This window comes from Roseateles sp. GW821-FHT09B06 (genome assembly GCF_059418245.1).
This window is the reverse complement of record NZ_JBWKPM010000010.1, coordinates 49,131-66,792: the sequence shown is the minus strand read 5'-3', so window position 1 is coordinate 66,792 and position 17,662 is coordinate 49,131. Positions and strand designations below refer to the sequence as shown.

At 68.6% G+C, this 17,662-nt stretch carries 18 protein-coding genes and 1 tRNA gene; 4 read left to right on the top strand and 15 right to left on the bottom strand.

The window, feature by feature from the left end:
• The first annotated feature begins 72 nt into the window (after window positions 1-72).
• Both AC07OQ_RS11180 and AC07OQ_RS11175 read left to right on the top strand, forming a co-directional pair.
• Window positions 73-1,716 (top strand): FMN-binding glutamate synthase family protein, encoded by a 1,644-nt coding sequence (locus tag AC07OQ_RS11180; protein ID WP_495053198.1) that lies wholly within the window; start codon window positions 73-75, stop codon window positions 1,714-1,716.
• Between the two features lie 74 nt (window positions 1,717-1,790).
• On the top strand, window positions 1,791-2,681 hold the full coding sequence (locus tag AC07OQ_RS11175) for an alpha/beta hydrolase (protein WP_495053197.1): 891 nt from the start codon (window positions 1,791-1,793) through the stop codon (window positions 2,679-2,681).
• Between the two features lie 325 nt (window positions 2,682-3,006).
• On the opposite strand, the gene AC07OQ_RS11170 is transcribed toward AC07OQ_RS11175, so the two are convergent.
• From AC07OQ_RS11170 to AC07OQ_RS11135, 8 genes are all read right to left on the bottom strand, one after another.
• On the bottom strand, window positions 3,007-3,465 hold the full coding sequence (locus AC07OQ_RS11170) for a hypothetical protein (protein ID WP_495053196.1): 459 nt from the start codon (window positions 3,463-3,465) through the stop codon (window positions 3,007-3,009).
• Between the two features lie 192 nt (window positions 3,466-3,657).
• Window positions 3,658-4,032 (bottom strand): VOC family protein, encoded by a 375-nt coding sequence (locus AC07OQ_RS11165; RefSeq protein WP_495053195.1) that lies wholly within the window; start codon window positions 4,030-4,032, stop codon window positions 3,658-3,660.
• A gap of 426 nt (window positions 4,033-4,458) precedes the next feature.
• The gene (locus tag AC07OQ_RS11160) at window positions 4,459-4,734 is read right to left on the bottom strand and encodes a hypothetical protein (RefSeq protein WP_495053194.1); all 276 of its coding nucleotides are present in this window, start codon (window positions 4,732-4,734) and stop codon (window positions 4,459-4,461) included.
• 371 nt (window positions 4,735-5,105) lie between these two features.
• Window positions 5,106-6,620: a 3-hydroxyacyl-CoA dehydrogenase gene (locus AC07OQ_RS11155; protein WP_495053193.1), complete on the bottom strand. Its 1,515-nt coding sequence runs from the start codon at window positions 6,618-6,620 to the stop codon at window positions 5,106-5,108.
• Window positions 6,621-6,625: 5 nt separating this feature from the next.
• Window positions 6,626-7,411 (bottom strand): enoyl-CoA hydratase-related protein, encoded by a 786-nt coding sequence (locus AC07OQ_RS11150; RefSeq protein ID WP_495053192.1) that lies wholly within the window; start codon window positions 7,409-7,411, stop codon window positions 6,626-6,628.
• Window positions 7,412-7,454: 43 nt separating this feature from the next.
• Window positions 7,455-8,528 (bottom strand): DUF748 domain-containing protein, encoded by a 1,074-nt coding sequence (locus AC07OQ_RS11145; protein ID WP_495053191.1) that lies wholly within the window; start codon window positions 8,526-8,528, stop codon window positions 7,455-7,457.
• Window positions 8,529-8,767: 239 nt separating this feature from the next.
• Window positions 8,768-9,049: a TFIIB-type zinc ribbon-containing protein gene (locus AC07OQ_RS11140; RefSeq protein WP_495053190.1), complete on the bottom strand. Its 282-nt coding sequence runs from the start codon at window positions 9,047-9,049 to the stop codon at window positions 8,768-8,770.
• A gap of 28 nt (window positions 9,050-9,077) precedes the next feature.
• Window positions 9,078-9,833, bottom strand: a complete 756-nt coding sequence (locus AC07OQ_RS11135) for a TerC family protein (RefSeq protein ID WP_495053189.1) — start codon at window positions 9,831-9,833, stop codon at window positions 9,078-9,080.
• Between the two features lie 228 nt (window positions 9,834-10,061).
• Here AC07OQ_RS11135 and AC07OQ_RS11130 point away from each other — a divergent pair, with 228 nt between their 5' ends.
• Complete coding sequence (locus AC07OQ_RS11130) at window positions 10,062-10,367, top strand: antibiotic biosynthesis monooxygenase family protein (protein WP_495053188.1); 306 nt, start codon at window positions 10,062-10,064, stop codon at window positions 10,365-10,367.
• 88 nt (window positions 10,368-10,455) lie between these two features.
• Here the strand turns inward: AC07OQ_RS11130 and AC07OQ_RS11125 are convergent, their stop codons facing one another.
• On the bottom strand, window positions 10,456-10,818 hold the full coding sequence (locus AC07OQ_RS11125) for an HU family DNA-binding protein (RefSeq protein ID WP_495053187.1): 363 nt from the start codon (window positions 10,816-10,818) through the stop codon (window positions 10,456-10,458).
• A gap of 9 nt (window positions 10,819-10,827) precedes the next feature.
• Complete coding sequence (locus AC07OQ_RS11120) at window positions 10,828-11,622, bottom strand: SDR family oxidoreductase (RefSeq protein ID WP_495053186.1); 795 nt, start codon at window positions 11,620-11,622, stop codon at window positions 10,828-10,830.
• 220 nt (window positions 11,623-11,842) lie between these two features.
• Between AC07OQ_RS11120 and AC07OQ_RS11115 the strand changes: the two genes are divergently transcribed.
• Complete coding sequence (locus AC07OQ_RS11115) at window positions 11,843-12,802, top strand: AraC family transcriptional regulator (RefSeq protein ID WP_495053185.1); 960 nt, start codon at window positions 11,843-11,845, stop codon at window positions 12,800-12,802.
• Here the strand turns inward: AC07OQ_RS11115 and AC07OQ_RS11110 are convergent.
• The 5 genes from AC07OQ_RS11110 to amaB form a co-directional block, all read right to left on the bottom strand.
• Window positions 12,774-13,295: an MOSC domain-containing protein gene (locus AC07OQ_RS11110; protein WP_495053184.1), complete on the bottom strand. Its 522-nt coding sequence runs from the start codon at window positions 13,293-13,295 to the stop codon at window positions 12,774-12,776. The genes AC07OQ_RS11115 and AC07OQ_RS11110 overlap by 29 nt on opposite strands.
• A 70-nt stretch (window positions 13,296-13,365) precedes the next feature.
• A tRNA-Leu gene (locus tag AC07OQ_RS11105) sits at window positions 13,366-13,450 on the bottom strand.
• A gap of 94 nt (window positions 13,451-13,544) precedes the next feature.
• Window positions 13,545-14,957, bottom strand: a complete 1,413-nt coding sequence (locus tag AC07OQ_RS11100) for an FAD-binding oxidoreductase (protein ID WP_495053183.1) — start codon at window positions 14,955-14,957, stop codon at window positions 13,545-13,547.
• Window positions 14,957-15,973: a DUF1338 domain-containing protein gene (locus AC07OQ_RS11095; protein WP_495053182.1), complete on the bottom strand. Its 1,017-nt coding sequence runs from the start codon at window positions 15,971-15,973 to the stop codon at window positions 14,957-14,959. Before AC07OQ_RS11095 ends, AC07OQ_RS11100 begins: the two co-directional genes overlap by 1 nt.
• Window positions 15,974-16,128: 155 nt before the next feature.
• Window positions 16,129-17,649, bottom strand: a complete 1,521-nt coding sequence (gene amaB / locus AC07OQ_RS11090) for an L-piperidine-6-carboxylate dehydrogenase (protein ID WP_495053181.1) — start codon at window positions 17,647-17,649, stop codon at window positions 16,129-16,131.
• Window positions 17,650-17,662: the final 13 nt, after the last annotated feature.

Sequence of the window (17,662 nt, the reverse complement as noted above, 5' to 3'; positions counted from 1 at the left end):
AGCGGCCATGATAGTGGGCCGGCCCCGGCTGCGCTTAGCATCCGGCCCACATCGACCGCGAAGGCTTCCCCCATGCCCGCTTGGCTGCACCGACTCGACCACCATTTCCCGATCCGCTACGGCGCCTGGCTGTTCTGCGCGATCGCCGCGATGATCAGCGCCCTAATATGGCTGCTGGACGGCAGCGACGCGCTGCCGCTGCTGGCCTTCGGCGCGCTGTGCCTGGTGGGCCTGCACGATGTGCGCCAGACCAGGCGCTCGCTGCTGCGCAACTACCCGGTGATCGGCCATCTGCGCTTCCTGCTGGAATTCATCCGCCCCGAGATCCGCCAGTATTTCCTAGAGGCCGACAACGAGGCCGCGCCCTTCTCGCGCCAGCAGCGCTCCCTGGTCTACCAGCGCGCCAAGGGCGAGCCCGACAAGCGCCCCTTCGGCACCCAGCTGGACGTGGGCGGGCGCGGCTACGAATGGATCAACCATTCGCTCAAGCCCACCCGGCTGCCCGGCCACGACTTCCGCGTGACCATCGGCGCCGGCCGCGCCCAGCCCTACAGCGCCAGCATCTTCAATATCTCGGCGATGAGCTTCGGCGCCCTGAGCGCCAACGCCATCCTGGCGCTCAATGCCGGCGCCAAGCGCGGCGGCTTCGCCCACGACACCGGCGAGGGCTCGATCAGCGCGCACCACCGCCAGCATGGCGGCGACCTGATCTGGGAGATCGGCTCCGGCTATTTCGGCTGCCGCCACGAGGACGGCACGTTCAGCCCGGAACGCTTCGAGGCCAATGCCCGCGATCCCCAGGTGAAGCTCATCGAGCTGAAGCTCAGCCAGGGCGCCAAGCCGGGCCATGGCGGCGTGCTGCCCGGGCCCAAGGTGACGGCCGAGATTGCCGCGGCGCGCGGTGTGCCCGAGGGCGAGGACTGCATCTCGCCGGCCACCCACGGCGCCTTCTCGACCCCGGTCGAGATGCTGCATTTCATCGAACGCCTGCGCGAACTCTCGGGCGGCAAGCCGACCGGCTTCAAGCTCTGCATCGGCCATCCCTGGGAATGGTTCGCCATCGCCAAGGCCATGCTGGAGACCGGCATCCTGCCGGATTTCATCGTCGTCGACGGCGCCGAGGGCGGCACCGGCGCGGCGCCGCTGGAGTTCACCGACCATATGGGCGCGCCGCTGCAGGAAGGGCTGCTGCTGGTGCACAACACCCTGGTGGGCCTGAACCTGCGCGACCGAGTGAAGATCGGCTGCGCCGGCAAGGTGATCAGTGCCTTCGACATCGCACGCATGATGGCCCTGGGCGCCGACTGGTGCAACGCGGCGCGCGGCTTCATGTTCGCGCTGGGCTGCATCCAGGCCCAGACCTGCCACACCGGCCATTGCCCGACCGGCGTCAGCACCCAGGACGCGCAGCGCCAGCAGGCCCTGGTCGTGCCCGACAAGGCCGAGCGCGTCTGGCGCTTCCACGAGAACACGCTGAAGGCCCTGCAGGAGCTGGTGCAGGCGGCCGGGCTGACGCACCCGGGCGAGATCTGCGCCGCCCACATCGTGCACCGGGTCAGCACACATGAGGTGAAGCTGCTGTCCAACCTGCTGCCCTTCGTGCGCCCCGGCGCGCTGCTGGCCGGCGAGCTGCCGGGCAATGTGTTCAGCTACTACTGGCCCTTGGCCAGCGCCGCGAGCTTCGCGCCGCTCGGGCCGGTGGTGCGCGCCGCCTGAGGGCGCAGCGGCCGGGATCGCCCCCATGACCCGGGCATGGCGGGGACTTCGCGGCCCGGCTTAAGCTTGGGCTCATGCGTTTCCCATCCCTGCCCTCCTCCCCGCGTTCCTGGCTGCGCCTGGCCGGCGCGGCCCTGCTGGCCCTGGGCCTGCTGGTCGGCTGCGCCAGCCTGGACGAGAAACAGCGCGAATGGATCTTCCAGCCCAGCGACCGCAGCTGGGCCGGCGGCCTGGCCGCGGCCCGGGGCATGGACGAGGTCTGGATCGAGTTCGGGCCCAAGGGCGGCGACGGCCCGGTCAAGCTGCACGGCCTGTGGGCGCCGAGCGAGCATGCCAGCGCTCCGGTGCTGCTCTACCTGCACGGTGCGCGCTGGGATGTGCGCGGCAGCGCCAACCGCATGCGCCGCATGCAGGAGCTGGGATTCTCGGTGCTGGGCATCGACTATCGCGGCTTCGGCCAGAGCAGCAAGATCCTGCCATCGGAGACCATGGCTTACGAGGACGCCCGCGCGGCCTGGGACTGGCTGGCCGAGAAGCATCCGCAGGCGCCGCGCTACATCTTCGGCCACTCGCTGGGCGGCGCGATCGCGGTGCAACTGGCCAGCGAGATCGGCACGGCCTCGGCCGGCCTGATCGTCGAGGGCAGCTTCACCTCCATCCCCGAGGTGGCCGGCAGCTACCGCTGGGGTTGGCTGCCCGGATCGCTGTTCGGCCCGCTGATCACGCAGCGCTTCGACGCCGCCTCGCGCATCGCCATGCTCAGGATGCCGGTGCTGATCGTGCATGGCAGCGCGGACGCCGTCATCAAGCCCGAGCTGGGCCGTGCGCTGTTCGAGCGCGCGCCCGAGCCTAAGCGCTTCGTGCTGGTGGAGGGCGGTTCGCACCACAACACCAATGCGATCGGGCAGGGGCAATACCGCGAGGCGCTGGCGGAGCTGTTCGGGCTGCGGACGCCGGCGCGCTGAGGCGGGGCAGATCGCTCGGCGGCCACCTCGAGCGGCAGCCGAGCGACGGGGTCGCGACCATGTCCACCCGGCCCAGAGCCGGGGAGTTCCGACGGCTGCCGCGACGACCTGCTCGGCCGGGTGTAGTACCCCATGCCGGCCGAGGCCAGGGTGCCCTCATGCTCAGAGGCATGCAACAAGGCCGTCTGTACCGTGGCAGTCTGTTCTCTGTTCAGTCCTTCACCATGCCGGCATGTGCGATGGCTATCTGCCAGGGTCAAGTCTTGATGAAGATTAATGCCGCGGTACCGACTCGGCAAGCTCCTGGGAAGTCCCAGTAGCCTGGTCAGACCGCATTTTGATAGAGGCGGGCGGTGCCGTCGGGCGACCGTACCAACTGCATGATTTGTGCTCCGAACCTCTGGATGTCCTCATAGGTGGCCATGAGTTCGAAACTTGCCCGACCTCGGCTCTCGGGCCGTTGATGCTCATACTTGCCGTCCCCTAGCTCCAAGTGAACGCCGATCTCTCCGGTGCTTCCAAGCGGATAGATTCGAATGCCCACCAGCACGTCCGCCAATCTTGGAGGCGAACTGCCCGACTCCCAATACCCCCCCTCCAATCGCACTTCCGCGTCGACGGCCAGCGGGAAGCAAGACTGCAGCTTTGCACCAAAGGATTGGATTTGGTCCTCGCTGAACCAAGCCGAACCCGCTCCGGAGAAGCACTCACGCTGGGCGGATGCAAAAAGCTCACCCGTGCCATCAGTGTCTGGTTCGAATCGAAGCTCAAGCTGCTGGATCATCGGCGGTAGGGTCTAGACAAGATGGCTTCGTGCCGCCGGGCGGCCCGACTCCTGCGATGCCGTAGCTTGCGGGCACAAAGCCCGTAGAGCTACACCAAGGCACCCGGCGGACGGGCTGCCGGGGCGATATCAACGTTTGACATGAGCGGCGAGGCCAAAGCGTAGCCTTCGTCCCACCGCTCGATGGAAGGATTAGGCCTGGGGTTCGTGGCAAACCACTTCGATGTTGTGCCCGTCCGGACCAATGACGAAAGCTGCATAGTAGTTTGCGTGGTAGTGCGGGCGCAGGCCAGGAGCGCCATTGTCCTTGCCACCCGCCGCCAGAGCCGCGCGATAGAACGCTTCGACTTGCTGGCGACTCTCGGCCACGAAGGCCAAGTGAAGATGCGCCGGCTTCTCCTCGGTTTGGTACAGGCACAGTGAAGCCTTGCCCTTTTGGCTGAGTTCGACACCGTAGGTCGGCGCCCCCTCGGAGACAACAGCTACGCCGAGCGCTTCGAGTGCCTTGAGGAAGAACGCTTTGCTCGCTGCATAGTCGCTGACTCCGAATTTGACGTGGTCAAACATGAGTTCTCCTGAAGTTTGTGTGCGTGATCACGCGGCATTCAACGAGGAGGCGGCTGCGGCGCGCAAGCTGCGCCGCCAGACATTCGCGATGCCGGCCTGAACTCGCCGGCGCTTCTCCATCCTTCATTTCACCACCACTTGCGATGGATCCGATCGACCATCATGGCTCAGCGGGAGCCCTCCCACACCGCGCGACGCCGACAACTCTTCCGGCAGCACTTGCGCCTGCCACTTGCATTGACTGGCGCCGCGGTGATGCAGATTCCATGTCGGCACGGGACACAAGCGATCCCACTTCGTCAGATGCCGGATAACGGCTGCAGGTGCTTCTTCCGTCGAGTCACAAACGGTCAGATCTTTGCCCTTGTGAGGAGTCCATATACGCCCGGTTCGGCTGCACTCGTTGCCACATAAATGCATTTACTCCTACTTGAACCACAGCACCACCATTACGGCAGAGAGGAGGGTGAACCCAAGCAATTCAGCCGCGAGGAAAGACTTTGAAACATCACTGAATTGCTGCCGGCGAGCAAACTGGATTCGGACAAGGTATGCAAAGCTGCCAAAGAAGATTGCAAGCGCCAGGATTGCTGCAAGCGCACTAGGAAAATTCCACTCTTCTGCCCCAACGACGAGAAGCCAAAGAACTGTCGGCGCAGCAGCAGATGGCCAGGCACCTCTCAGCAGGGCGGGAGTTTTCACATGCAGCCTAACTTGGATATATGGCGCAACCGCTGCGCCCTAGCTGTTCTTGCCCGGGAGCGCCGAAATCCCATGCCCGGCACGGTGTTGGCTCGGCCTCCTCAAGCATCCTGGCAAGGAAAATAACAGACAAAGCCTCGGCTCGGTATCCGTTGCTCGGCCATAAGGAAAGAAGCACCGGGGCAAAAAAACAAATGGGCGGGCAGCAGGTAGGCGATCAGGCCGACAAACCATCAACCCGCCCGCAGCGCGGCGGCGATCGATCCCGGCTCTCGACAGCACGGGGCCGCACCGGCTCATCGCGGATCGGCCGATACCCGCGCAGCCATCATCACTTCATTCAAACGCCCGCCAAGGTCCGCACGCCCCACTCAAGCGGACCAACGCCGCTGTTGCAGCAGCGGGCTGACCCGGTAGCGCTCGCTGCGGTAGGCCTCGAACAGCCCGTCCAGCAGTTGCACCACCGGGACCGCACCCAGCAGCGCCAGCCATTCGAAGGGCCCGGCCGGGTAATTGACGCCCAGCTTCATCGCGGTGTCGGCGCCGGCCTCGTCGCAGACGCCCTGCCACACCGCATCGGCGCCCTCGTTGATGAGCATCGCGATCGTGCGCGCCACCACCAGGCCCGGCACGTCGCGCAGCGCCAGCGGCTCCCAACCCAGGGCGCGCAGCAGGTCCTCGACCTGGGCGCGCTGCGCCTCGCCAAGCTTCGGGCCGGCGGCATAGGCCAGGCCGTCGATGCGGTCGGGCGCCAGCGGCCAGTCGATCACGGCCAGCGCGTCGTGGCAGCGCGTGAAGGCCAGCTGCGCGGCGCTGGCGCCGGTCGTCAGATGCAGCTGCAGCCCGTCGCCCAGCCTCAGGCCGTCCCAATCGCTGGCGCTCTCGCGCGCGAACGCGAGGCCCTTGTGGGCCAGCCAGCCGGCCAGGCCTTCGACCAGGGACCCCTGCCCCACCAGCACGATGTCCTGCGGCACGGCCGCCGGCGCGGCCGGCGCCGGCGCGGCGGGCGCGCCCTCGTAGAAGCCCTTGCCGACCTTGCGGCCCAGGCGCCCGCCGTCCACCAGCGCGCGCTGCACCAGCGAGGGCGTGTAGCGCTTGTCGCCGAAGTTGGCCTCGAACACCGACTGCGTGACCAGGAAATTGGTGTCGTGGCCGATCAGGTCCATCAGCTCGCAGGGGCCCATGCGGAAGCCCGCGCCGCGAAGCGCGCGGTCCAGCTCGGCCGGCGTGCCGGCCTGCTCCAGCAGCAGGGCCAGGGTTTCGGCGTAATAGGGGCGCGCGATGCGGTTGACGATGAACCCCGGCGTGGATTTCGCGTGCACCGGCGTCTTGCCCCAGCGCTTGGACAGCTCGAAGATCACCTGGGCCACGTCGGCCGCGGTCTCGGCGCCCGACACCACCTCCACCAGCTTCATCAGCGGCACCGGGTTGAAGAAGTGCATGCCCACCAGGCGCGCCGGATTCGCCATGCCGTTGGCCAGCGCCGTGATGCTGATCGAGGAGGTGTTGGAGGCGATGATGGCCGCGGGCGGCAGCAGGGCGTCCAGCTCGCGCAGCAGGGCCTGCTTGGGCTCCAGCTTCTCGACGATGACCTCGATCACCAGGGCCGCGTCCTTCAACTCGACGCTGGCGCCGGCCGGGCGGATGCGCGCCAGCACGGCCTCGCGCTCGGCGGCCTCCATGCGGCCCTTGGCCACCAGACCATCCAGACCCTTGGCGATCTGCGCGATCGCCGCGCTCGCCGCGCCCTCGCGCAGGTCCAGCAACTGCACCGGGTGGCCGGCCTGCGCCGCCACCTGGGCAATGCCCGCCCCCATCACGCCGGCGCCGATCACGGCAATGCCTGCCTGGGCTGCGGGACGGCTCGCAACAATCCAATCGCTCATGGTGTTCAGTCCTTCGTGGGAATCCAGTTTGCGGGGCGCTTGGCCAGGAAGGCCGCAAAGCCCTCCTTGGCCTCATCCGTCATGCGCACGCGCGCGATGGTCTGCGCGCTCAGCTCGCGCACCTCGGGCGTGATCGGGCCGACCTCCAGCTGGGCGAACAGGGCCTTGATCTCACCCTGCGCGGCCGGGCCGTTCTGCAGCAGCTCGTGCACCCAGCGCTCCAGCGCCGCGTCGATGTCCTCGGCCACCTCGTGCACCAGGCCCATGGCCAGCGCCTCGTGGGCGGGAATGCGGCTGGCGGTGAGGGCCAGGCGCCGGGCCTGGCGCGGGCCCACCGCATTGATCACATAGGGGCCGATCACGGCCGGCAGGATGCCGAAGCGCGCTTCGCTGACCGCGAATTTGGCGTCCGGCGTGGCCAGCGCGATGTCGCAGGCCACGGCCAGGCCGACCCCGCCGCCCAGGGCCAGGCCCTGCACGCGCGCGATCGTCGGCTTGGGGCATTCGGCAATGCGCTGCAGCATGGCGGCGAAGCGACGCGCGTCCTCGACGTTCTCGGGCTGCGAGGCCTCGGAGGCCCGCTTCATCCATTGCAGATCGGCACCGGCGCTGAAGGCCTTGCCGGATCCGGCCAGCACGATCAGGCGCACATGAGGGTCGGCCGTCAGGCGCTCGATGGCCTGGCCCAGCTCGGTGATCATGGCCTCGTTGAAGGCGTTGAACACCTCGGGCCGGGTCATTGTGAGCCGCGCGACGCCGCGCCTGTCCACCGCGATATGCAAAGTCTCCACCGCAATACTCCTTGTCTTTGCGGAAGTATCGCAGTGCCGCGACTCAGCGGCCGAACAGGCCCTTGACCACGCCGCCCAGCCCCTGCACGACACCCGACAGGCTGACACCCAGGCCCTCGGCCAGACCGGAAGCCATCTTGGTGGCCAGGCTCTCGTTGAGCGAGAAGGCCGGATCGTCGAGCCGGCCCTCCAGGGTGAACCTCACCACCAGCTGGTCGTCGCGCGTCAAGGCGGCCAGCACGGCCTGGCGCGGCACGCCGGCAAAGGTGGCGAGCGCGCCGCCCTCGCTGGCCAGCTCCAGCTGGCGCAGGGTCAGCGTGCCGGGCGCGCGCAGCTTGTTGTCATGCACCCGGGCCTGCAGCTCCAGGTCCAGGCTGCCGCGCCGCACGCCGGTCTCGGACACCTTCAGCAGATAGGGCTGCAGCGCCAGCAGGTCGACGTCGCTGAAGCGCGCCTGCACGGCGGCGTCCTGGGTGGCCGGCGTGAATTCGCCGTCGATCGCGATGCGGCCGTCATGCTGCGGCCCCTTGACGCGGCCGCTCAGCTTGAGCTCGATCGGCCGGTCCAGCGCCGGCAGCACGAGCGGCCCCGCCTCGGCCTGCAGGCCTTCGAGGCGCAGCGGCAGCGGCGGGCGGCGCACCGAGGCGTCGAAGAAGGCCAGCGCGGCGTCATCGAGCCTCAGCTTGTCGATCTCGATCGCCAAGAGCGGCCGTGCCTCGCCGCCCGCGCGCTGCGGCCCCGATTCCAGCAATGCGGGCAGCAGGCGCAGCCGGCCGTCGCGCGTGCGCAGCGCGGACAGATAGGCGCCCTCCACCTCGATGCGGGCGATGCGCCAGGGGCCGCCGAACAGGCTGCGCAGCTCGGGCTCGACGCGAACGCGCCGCGCGCGCAACTCGTCCTCGGCCGGCCAGCCGGGCGCGGCCTTGATGCGCAGCTCCCGCAGCTCGAGGCCCGACCAGTCCGCCGCGATCGCACCGATGCTGGCGCGCGGGCCCAGGGCCTCCTCGATCTGCGCTTGCAGCTGGCGCACGGCCAGGCGCAGGCCGAAGAAGGTGAGCAGGCCCAGTGCCGCGAGAACGGCGGCGGCGATAGCGAAACGACGGCGGGAGGACGGCACGACAGCGGTACGACGGCAAGATCGGGGATCGGCGCGCATCCTAACGCGAGACATGCGCCGCGCGATCGGCCCGAGACGGTCATGCGCAGGACGCTGGTGCTGGTGCTGGTGCTAGTGCAACGCTGCGCCGCCCGAGCCCGGCGGAACCCGGGGATCCGGCTCCACCGGGCCTGCGGGCGCGCCAAGGCCGGAGTCCTCGGCCCTTGGCAGGCACCCGCAGGCCGCAGGGGTGCTCCGCCTTAGTCGAAGAAATCGCTGAGCCAGGACTTCTTGCGGTAGTGGCCTTGCTGGCCGTACTGCTTCTTGTGATAGTCGGAGTCGACGAAGTCGGGGCGGCCTTGTGGCTGCTGCGGCTGCGGCACGGGACGCGCCGCCGGCTGCGCCGCCACCGAGCGCTCGATCAGCTTGTCGAGCTCGCCACGGTCCAGCCAGACCCCACGGCATTGCGGACAGTAGTCGATCTCGATGCCCTGGCGGTCGGCCATCACCAGGGTGGCATCGGTACAGGTGGGACATTTCATTTGGTGCTCCTGAAGTGAACCGGCATCCTCATTGCGCTTCCAGGGCTCTGGCCTGGCGCCTGCCGCGGGCGCGGATGTTCAGCGCCTCGACCGCCAGCGAGAAGGCCATCGCGGCATAGATATAGCCCTTGGGCACATGGGCATCGAAGGCTTCGGCCGTCAGCGCCATGCCCACCATCACCAGGAAGGCCAGGGCCAGCACCTTGACCGAGGGGTGGCGGTCGACGAACTCGCCGATCGGCTTGGCGGCCACCAGCATCACGCCCACCGAGGCCACGACCGCCGCGACCATCACGCCGATCTGGTCCACCATGCCCACCGCGGTGATCACCGAGTCCAGCGAGAACACGATGTCGATCACGGCGATCTGACCGATGATGCCCCAGAACAGGCGCTGGCCGGCCGCCTTCAGCTGCTTCTCGTCGGTGCTGGGCGGGCCGTCCTGCTCGTGCGCCTCCACTTCGACGAAGATCTCGTGCGAGGCCTTGTAGAGCAGGAACAGGCCGCCGAACAGCAGCACCAGATCGCGTCCGCTGATGTCCTGGCCGACCACGCTGAACAGGGTCTCGGTCAGGCCCATCACCCAGCTCAGCGAGAACAGCAGCGCCAGGCGCGACAGCATCGCGAACCCGAGCCCCAGACGGCGGGCCTTGTCGCGCAGATGCGCGGGCAGACGACCGACCAGGATGGAGATGAAGATGATGTTGTCCACGCCCAGCACGATTTCCAGCGCGGTGAGCATCGCGAACGCGATCCAGAGATTGGGGTCGAGAAGGAATTCCACGGCTTGGGACGGCCCGCAAAGGCTCGCCAGAAATGCGAAGAGCGCACGATAACGCGCGCTCCCATTCGGGTAAATGCGAATTTATGACCCCGTCACTTCGAATAAATCGAACCGACGCGCACCCTCGCGAGACCCGCGCCGTCTACTGCCTCTTGGTGGCCGGGCGGCCGCGCGCCAACCCCGCCGAATCGGTGCCACACTGTCGCGACCCTTGAGGAGCTACGCATCATGATTCTTGAAGTCGCCGACATCCGCATCCGGCCCGGCCAGCAGGCCGCCTTCGAAGAGGCGCTGCTGCGCGGCGTGGGCACGGTGATCAGCCGGGCGCAAGGTTTCCAGCGCTATCAGCTGCAGCATGGCATCGAGTCGCCCGAGCGCTATCTGCTGCTGATCGAATGGGCCACGCTCGAAGACCACACCGTGCATTTCCGCGGCGGCCCGCTGTTCGCCGAATGGCGCGCCATCGTCGGCCCCTTCTTCGCCGAGCCGCCCCAGGTCGAGCATTTCGAGACCGCGGCGCCGCGCCTGGCCTGAGCGACGGCCACCGCCCAACGCGCGCAAGAAAAAAGGCCGGACGCCTCGCGGCGATCCGGCCCTTCGCAAAGGTCCGAAGAAGCGGTGATTACTTCTTGGCGGCCTTCTTGGCCGGCTTGGCAGCGGGCTTGGCGGCGGGCTTCTCGGCAGCCTTGGCAGCCTTGCGAGCGGCGGCCTTGGGGTCCACGGCGGCCTTGAAGCCGGCGCCCGGGGTGAACTTGGGCAGCTTGGCGGCGGCGATCTTGATCTTGTCGCCGGTGCTGGGGTTCACGCCGGTACGGGCGGCACGGGCGTGCTGCTTGAAGGAGCCAAAGCCGGGGATGGAGACCTGGCCGCCCTTCTTGACGGTGCTCACCACCGCATCCAGCAGGGTTTCGATGATGCGGCCGGCTTCGGCCTTCGTCAGCTCATGCTTGCCAGCCAGGTGCTCGATCAGTTCGGTTTTGTTCATTCCTGAGTCTCAGTTCAAATTGGCGCCCGACGATCTCGGGCGGGCGCCATTCTCACCGAAAAAAGCCCACGATCCCGATGACGACGCGGGAAAACGCTGATCTACGCCCTTGGCGCGGATCAGCGTTTCGTCAAAACTCACCGGAGTTTCGTCAAAACATCGCACCACCAGCTCGTCGGCATCGCGCAGATGCGCCCGCGCCACCGCGTCCGCAATCGCCTGCGCGCCGGCATCGGCCCAGCGCCCGGCGTCTTCGTAAGCATTCATTGCCAGTGCGATCTGCGTGATGCGCAGCGGCGACGCCTCGCCCCCCAGTTCACGGCGCAGGCCCTCGGTGAGCATGCGCACGGCCCGCTGGGTTGCGCCATGCACGGCCGCGCCGGGCAAGACCCGGCCCCGGGTCGCGATATTGATGATCTGCCCATGGCCGCGGGCCTGTAGCAGCGGCAGCCCCGCTGCGATGCCGTGCAGCGTGCCGCGCAGGTTGACGTCGATCATGCGGTCCCAGTCCTCGATGCTGAGGGCCTGCAGCGGCGACGCCAGGCTCAGGCCCGCGCTGTTGACGATCACGTCCAGGCGCCCGAACCAGGCATGGGCCAGGCTGATGAAGCGCTGCGCATCGCGACGGTCCGTCACGTCGACCGCCTGATGCCGCACCGAGCCACCGCAGCGCGCCAGCGCTTCGGCCTGCGCCGCCACCTGAGCAGGGCGCCGCGAACCCAGCATCACATGGGCGCCGCGCGCGGCCAGCAACGCCGCGGCGGCCGCGCCAATGCCGCTGCCGGCCTCGGTGATGGCGATCACCTTGCCTTCGATGCCAGCAGAAATTCCAGACGACAACAACATTGCAGACATGCTCGACTCCTTGCAGCGCGGCCCGGTCCGTCTTGGTCCGGGCATGGCAGGGCAGTCTAGGAAGGCGACGGGGTGCCACGGTAGCCGGTTCCTCCAGGCTTCTTGCCCAAAGCTGCGAATCTGGCCGCGCGCCGGTGCATGCGCCGGCCGGCCTGACTAGACTCGCGCCATGCCCAGCCCCGCCCTCTCCGCCAAGCCCGCACCCACGACCGGTGAACCCCAGGTCCAGCTGCTGCTGCGCCAGGCCGAGCTGGCGCAACGCCTGTCAGCGCTGGCCGCCAGCGAAGGCGAGCACCACACGCCGGTGCCGGGCCTGAGCCTGTGGCGCACCAACGCCCCCACCGAGCCGCATCACGGTCTGCACAAACCGGCCATCTGCGTGATCGCGCAAGGGGCCAAGCGCCTGTATCTGGCCGACGAGCTCTACGACTACAACGCCAGCCACTACCTGGTGGTGAGCCAGGATCTGCCGGTGATGGGCCAGGTGCTGCAGGCCTCGTGCGAACAACCCTATCTGTGCGTGCGGCTCGATTTCGACCCCGCCCAGCTGGCCGAGCTGGCCCGCCATCTGAGGCCACCGCAGGGTGCGGGAGCGGCCAGCGCGCGCGGCCTGTTCGTGGGTCACAACAGCGTCGAGCTGCTGGACCCGCTGCTGCGCCTGCTGCGCCTGCTGGAAACGCCGCAGCATCTGCCCGCGCTGGCGCCGCTGGCGCTGCAGGAATTCCTGTACCGACTGCTGTCCGGCCCCGAGGGCTGGCGCCTGGCGCAGACCCTCGGCAACAGCGGCGGCTCGGCCCGCATCGCCCAGGCCATCAACTGGCTGCGCCAGCGCTATGCCGAGCCGCTGAGCATCGCCGACATGGCCGCGGCCGTGCACATGAGCCCCTCCTCGCTGCATCACCACTTCAAGGCCGTCACCGCGATGAGCCCGCTGCAATACCAGAAGCGTCTGCGCCTGCAGGAAGCGCGCAGCCTGCTGCTGGCCGGCGGCCTGGACGCCGCCAGCGCGGCGCACCGGGTCGGCTATCAGAGCCCGTCGCAGTTCAGCCGCGAATACAGCCGCATGTTCGGTGCGCCGCCGGCGCGCGATCTGCGCGAGTTCAAAGAACAGGCACTGGGCGCACGCTGAGCGAATCGCCCACGCGCAGCATGCCGCCGCGCAGCACGCGCGCCGTCATGCCGCCGTGGCCGCGCATCGCGTTGTAGCCGCCGGGGCCCAGCAGCTCCTCCATGCGCGAGCAGGGCTCGCAGGGGCCGGTCAATTCCAGCTCGACCTCGGCGCCGATCCACAGGCGCAGGGCCTGGTCGTGGAACAGGCTGCGGGCGGCCAGCAGGTTCAGGCCCGAGACGACCAGATTGCGGCGCAACAGACCAGCATCGAGGCCGGGGTCAAGGCTTGCCCGCCCCAGCAGCGCGGCGACCACCGCCAGGTGCTCGGCCTGGATCAGCGTGACCTGGCGCTTGCCGCTGCCCTGGTGGCGATCGCCGTCGAGGCCGCGGGCCTCGATCGCAAGGGCCTGCCCGACGCCGAGCACGGGTTCGCGCCGCGCCGGGCGCAGCCAGATGGCGTCGAGCCGGCCGGCGTGGGGGAACTGCCGGCTCAGGGTGCGCAGATCGTTCATGGCCACAGCCTAGCAGCATCGGGAACCGCAAAACGAAAAGGCCAGCACTTGCGTGCTGGCCTTCTGTATTTGGTGCCCAGGAGAGGACTCGAACCTCCACGGAGTTACCCGCTAGTACCTGAAACTAGTGCGTCTACCAATTCCGCCACCTGGGCTAGTCCCAGAACTCAAAGGTTCCGGTTTTCAGGATTTTTCTCAACTGCGTCAGCAGCGAAGAGGTCGAACTATAGCATGGTTTTTCGGGGGTGATCAAGCATCGGCATCGGGCGGACCGAATCGCGTCAGCCCCAACACCCGGTCCGGGTTCATCAGTGCCTCGATGCGTCCCGCCAGCTCCAAGGTAGCCGCGTCGCTGAGCTGCCAGTAGGCCTCTTGGATCTGCGGCCCGACGCCATGTTCGGCGCTGAAGCTGCCACCGAGCGCGACGACGATCGCGTTGATGCCGGCGCGCAGCCGCGACATCGCGTCGGCGTCGAGCGGCGGCGCCTCATGCGGCCAGGCCAGGTTGAAGTGCAGCCCCCCATCGCCCAGATGGCCGAAGTCGGCCACGCGGGCCCGCGGGAAATGCTCGGCCAGCCAGGCCGCGCCCTCGGCGCGGAAGCGCATGAAATGTCGGCGCGGCAGCGAGACATCGAAGCCGATCACCTTGCCCCAATCGCGCAGGCCCTCGCTGATGCTGTGGCGCAGGCCCCAGATCTCCTGGTCGGCACCGAACACCGCATCGACCACCCGGCCGCTCTCGAACTCGTGCTCCAGCAGCTCCTGCAAGAGCGCGTTCAGGTCCAGCCGCGCGGCGGGCAGCTCGCTGGCCAGCTCGATCAGCAGCGCGTAGTCGGGCAGCTGGCCGTCGAACAGTCGGCCCGGGTCACCGACATGCTGAAGCGCCGCCTGCATGGCCGGCTTCGAGATGCCCTCGAAGGCACTGACCAGGCCGGCCAGCTCGCTGGCCATGATCTGCCGGTACAGCGGGAACACCGCATCCAGATCGGCCGGCGCCACCAGGGTCGCGGCGCGCTGGCGCGGCAGCGGGTGCAGCTTCAAGGTGGCCTCGGTGATCACGCCCAGCGAACCGGAACTGCCGATGAACAGCTGCTGCAGCGCCAGGCCGGCGTTGTCCTTCTGCAGCCCCTTGCCGGCGCGCAAGACCTGGCCCTGGGCCAGCACCGCGGTCAGCGCCAGGGTGTTGGCGCGCACGTCGCCATAACGCAGCATGCGGGTGCCGCCGGTGTTGTGGGCCAGCATGCCGCCGACGCTGGGGTCGGCACTGAGGTCGATCGGGAAGAACAGGCCCTCGCGTTCCAGCCGCTCGTTGATCTCGGAGAGCTTGAAGCCGGCCGAGACGGTCAAGGTTCGGTCCAGCGGGTCGAAGTCGAAGCGCTCGCGCAGACGGTCCGTTGCGAGCAGCACATGACGCTCGCCGTCGGTGGGCGTGCCGGCACGCACCAGGCCCGTGTGCGCGCCCTGCGGCACCAGGGTCAGGCCATGCCCGGCCGTCAGCTTCACCAGGGCCGCGACCTGCTCGGTCGTGGTCGGGCGCACGAGGACTGCGGCGCGGCCCGGTGCGTAGCGGGCCGGCTCCAGATAGCGCGGCTCGATGGCCGCGCCCTCGATCGCGAACTCGGCGCCGACGATGGCGCGGGCGGCGTCGACAAAAGACGCCATCAGCAGGCCTCGGCCGTCATCTTGAAGATGCCGGTGGCGTTGCCGGCATCGAAGCGCAGATCCAGGGCTCCGCTTCCTTCTTCCTTATCGCGCTGGATGAACTCGTGGAAGCTGCCCGGCACGGACAGGGTCACGACCCGGCCCTCGTGCAGGAACTGGCGAGCGACCAAAGCCGCGCGGAAAGCGGTCTGGCGCACGCGGCCGCTCTTCGAGGTCTCGATGCTGTCCTTGATCGGGCGGCCCAGCGCGCGCTGCAGATCGGCCACGGCCTCGACGTCGGCCACCCGGTCGGTCGCATGGTTGAAGGCATTGCCCTCGGTGGCGATCCAGGCCATCTCGGCCGACTCGCCCTTCAGCAGCTCGTAGTCGGCCAGGCTGAACAGCGGATGCTGGCGCTCGAAGCAGGCGACGAGCCGCGGCAGCAGGGCCAGGGCCTCGACCCAGGGCAGGCTCCGGTCGCGCGCCAGGCGCTCCAGCGCGGCGCCGTCGGTGGCCGACAGCGGGTCGCGCGAGGCGCCGATCACGCGGCCTACCGCGGCCTGAAACTCGCCGCTGAACTGTTCGGGGTGCAGCTCGGAGACAAAGAACTGCGCAATGTCCTCGGGCAGGTCCTGATGCCGCCAGCTGCGGCCGGTCATCTTCAGCTTAGGTAAAGGATAGGTCTCGGCATGGGCATAGCCCAGCGGGCGCAGCACGCGGGTGATCGCCGCCTCGCCGGGCGGCAGCGCGCCGCTGGGCCAGGCCACGGTGCGCAAGGCGCCATGGTCGAACACCAAGGCCTGGCCGGCGCGCTGGTTGTCGGCCACATAGGCCGCGCCCTCGGGCACGCGCTTCATCACGTCGACGAACAGCGCCATGTTCAGCGCCTGGGCCAGCTCGGCGCGCGAGACCTGGGCGCCGATCGGCTGCAGCAGGGCCGGCACGACATGCAGCTGGTCGAACGTGTTCTGGGCCTCGGCCTCGCCGAGCAGGGAAGCGAGCAGGCGGAACAGGCCGGTATCGGCAACAACAAGCATTTCTCTAAACCCCAAAGAAGTCTTGAATGAAAAAAGCGTTAGCGCATGGCTCATGCGCTAACGCCAGCCCACCCCAACAGAGCCCGAGGATCCGGCTCCGCCGGTCCTACGGGCTCGCCCCCTTGAGGGGGCGCGCGTAGCGCGTAGGGGGTGGGTCAGATATCGAACTTCACGCCCTGGGCGAGCGGCAGTTCGCGCGAGTAGTTCACCGTGTTGGTCGTGCGGCGCATGTACGCCTTCCATGCGTCAGAGCCGGATTCGCGGCCGCCGCCGGTCTCCTTCTCGCCGCCGAAGGCGCCGCCGATCTCGGCGCCCGAGGTGCCGATATTGACGTTGGCGATGCCGCAGTCCGAACCGTTGGCGCTGACAAAGGTCTCGGCCTCGCGGATGTCATTGGTGAAGATGGCCGACGACAGGCCCTGCGGCACCTCGTTCTGCAGCGCGATCGCCTCGTCCAGGGTCTTGTACTTCAGCGTGTAGAGGATCGGCGCAAAGGTCTCGTGCCTGACGATCTCGGTCTGGGCCGGCATGCGCACCAGGGCCGGCACCGCGTACCAGGCCTCGGGGTATTGCTCGGCCAGTGCGCGACCGCCGCCGCTGACCTCGCCGCCCTGCTCGCGCGCGGCCTTCAGCGCGGCCTGCATGGCCTCGAAAGCGCCCTGGTCGATCAGCGGGCCGATCAGCTTGCCGGGCTCGACCGGCGAGCCGATCTTCAGCTGCGCACGGGCGCGATCCAGGCGGGCCACCAGTTCGTCGTGAATCGATTCATGCGCGATCACGCGGCGCGTCGTGGTGCAACGCTGGCCGGCCGTGCCGTAGGCGCCGAACAGGATGCCGCGCACCGCCAGGTCCAGGTCGGCGCTGGGGGTCACGATGATGGCGTTGTTGCCGCCCAGCTCCAGCAGACAACGGCCGAAGCGCGCGGCGACGCGCGGGCCGACCGCCCGGCCCATGCGGGTGGAGCCGGTGGCGGAGACCAGCGCGACGCGGGCGTCGTCCACCATCGCCTCGCCGACCGCGGCGCCGCCGTTCAGCACCTGGGACAGGTGCGCCGGAGCGCCAGATCCATTGGCGATATAGCGTGCGACGGCCTTCTCGAAAAGCGCCTGCGTCGCGAGCGCCGTCAGCGGGGTCTTCTCGCTGGGCTTCCAGATGCAGCTGTCGCCGCAGACCAGGGCCAGGGCCGAGTTCCAGGCCCAGACCGCCACCGGGAAGTTGAAGGCCGAGATGATGCCCACGACGCCCAGCGGCAGGTACTGCTCCATCATGCGGTGGCCGGGGCGCTCGCTGGCGATGGTCAGGCCATGCAGCTGGCGCGACAGACCGACGGCGAAGTCGCAGATGTCGATCATCTCCTGCACCTCGCCCTCGCCCTCGCTGCTCACCTTGCCGGCCTCCAGCGAGACCAGGCGGGCCAGGTCCGCCTTGTGGCGGCGCAGCTCCTCGCCGAACAGGCGCACCAGCTCGCCGCGCTTCGGGGCCGGCACCGTACGCCATGCGAGGAAGGCGGCATGGGCACGCTCGACGGCGGCCGTCATCTCGGCGGCGCTGGCCTCGTGGACCGCGCCGATCTGCGCGCCGTCGATCGGGCTGCGCACCTTCAGGGTGCCGCCGGTGACGGCGGCGGCCGGCACGCCCAGGGCGGCCAGCAGGTCTTGCGTTTGAATGTTCGTCATGGTCTGGATTCTC

Excerpts from the sequence above, each read along its gene's own strand:
- AC07OQ_RS11140 (WP_495053190.1), bottom strand. The coding sequence starts at position 9,049 with ATGAAATGTCCCACCTGTACCGATGCCACCCTGGTGATGGCCGACCGC.
- AC07OQ_RS11155 (WP_495053193.1), bottom strand. The coding sequence starts at position 6,620 with ATGAGCGATTGGATTGTTGCGAGCCGTCCCGCAGCCCAGGCAGGCATT.
- AC07OQ_RS11180 (WP_495053198.1), top strand. The coding sequence starts at position 73 with ATGCCCGCTTGGCTGCACCGACTCGACCACCATTTCCCGATCCGCTAC.
- AC07OQ_RS11095 (WP_495053182.1), bottom strand. The coding sequence starts at position 15,973 with ATGCTTGTTGTTGCCGATACCGGCCTGTTCCGCCTGCTCGCTTCCCTG.
- AC07OQ_RS11125 (WP_495053187.1), bottom strand. The coding sequence starts at position 10,818 with ATGAACAAAACCGAACTGATCGAGCACCTGGCTGGCAAGCATGAGCTG.
- AC07OQ_RS11130 (WP_495053188.1), top strand. The coding sequence starts at position 10,062 with ATGATTCTTGAAGTCGCCGACATCCGCATCCGGCCCGGCCAGCAGGCC.
- AC07OQ_RS11100 (WP_495053183.1), bottom strand. The coding sequence starts at position 14,957 with ATGGCGTCTTTTGTCGACGCCGCCCGCGCCATCGTCGGCGCCGAGTTC.
- AC07OQ_RS11165 (WP_495053195.1), bottom strand. The coding sequence starts at position 4,032 with ATGTTTGACCACGTCAAATTCGGAGTCAGCGACTATGCAGCGAGCAAA.
- AC07OQ_RS11110 (WP_495053184.1), bottom strand. The coding sequence starts at position 13,295 with ATGAACGATCTGCGCACCCTGAGCCGGCAGTTCCCCCACGCCGGCCGG.
- AC07OQ_RS11115 (WP_495053185.1), top strand. The coding sequence starts at position 11,843 with ATGCCCAGCCCCGCCCTCTCCGCCAAGCCCGCACCCACGACCGGTGAA.
- AC07OQ_RS11175 (WP_495053197.1), top strand. The coding sequence starts at position 1,791 with ATGCGTTTCCCATCCCTGCCCTCCTCCCCGCGTTCCTGGCTGCGCCTG.
- amaB (WP_495053181.1), bottom strand. The coding sequence starts at position 17,649 with ATGACGAACATTCAAACGCAAGACCTGCTGGCCGCCCTGGGCGTGCCG.
- AC07OQ_RS11170 (WP_495053196.1), bottom strand. The coding sequence starts at position 3,465 with ATGATCCAGCAGCTTGAGCTTCGATTCGAACCAGACACTGATGGCACG.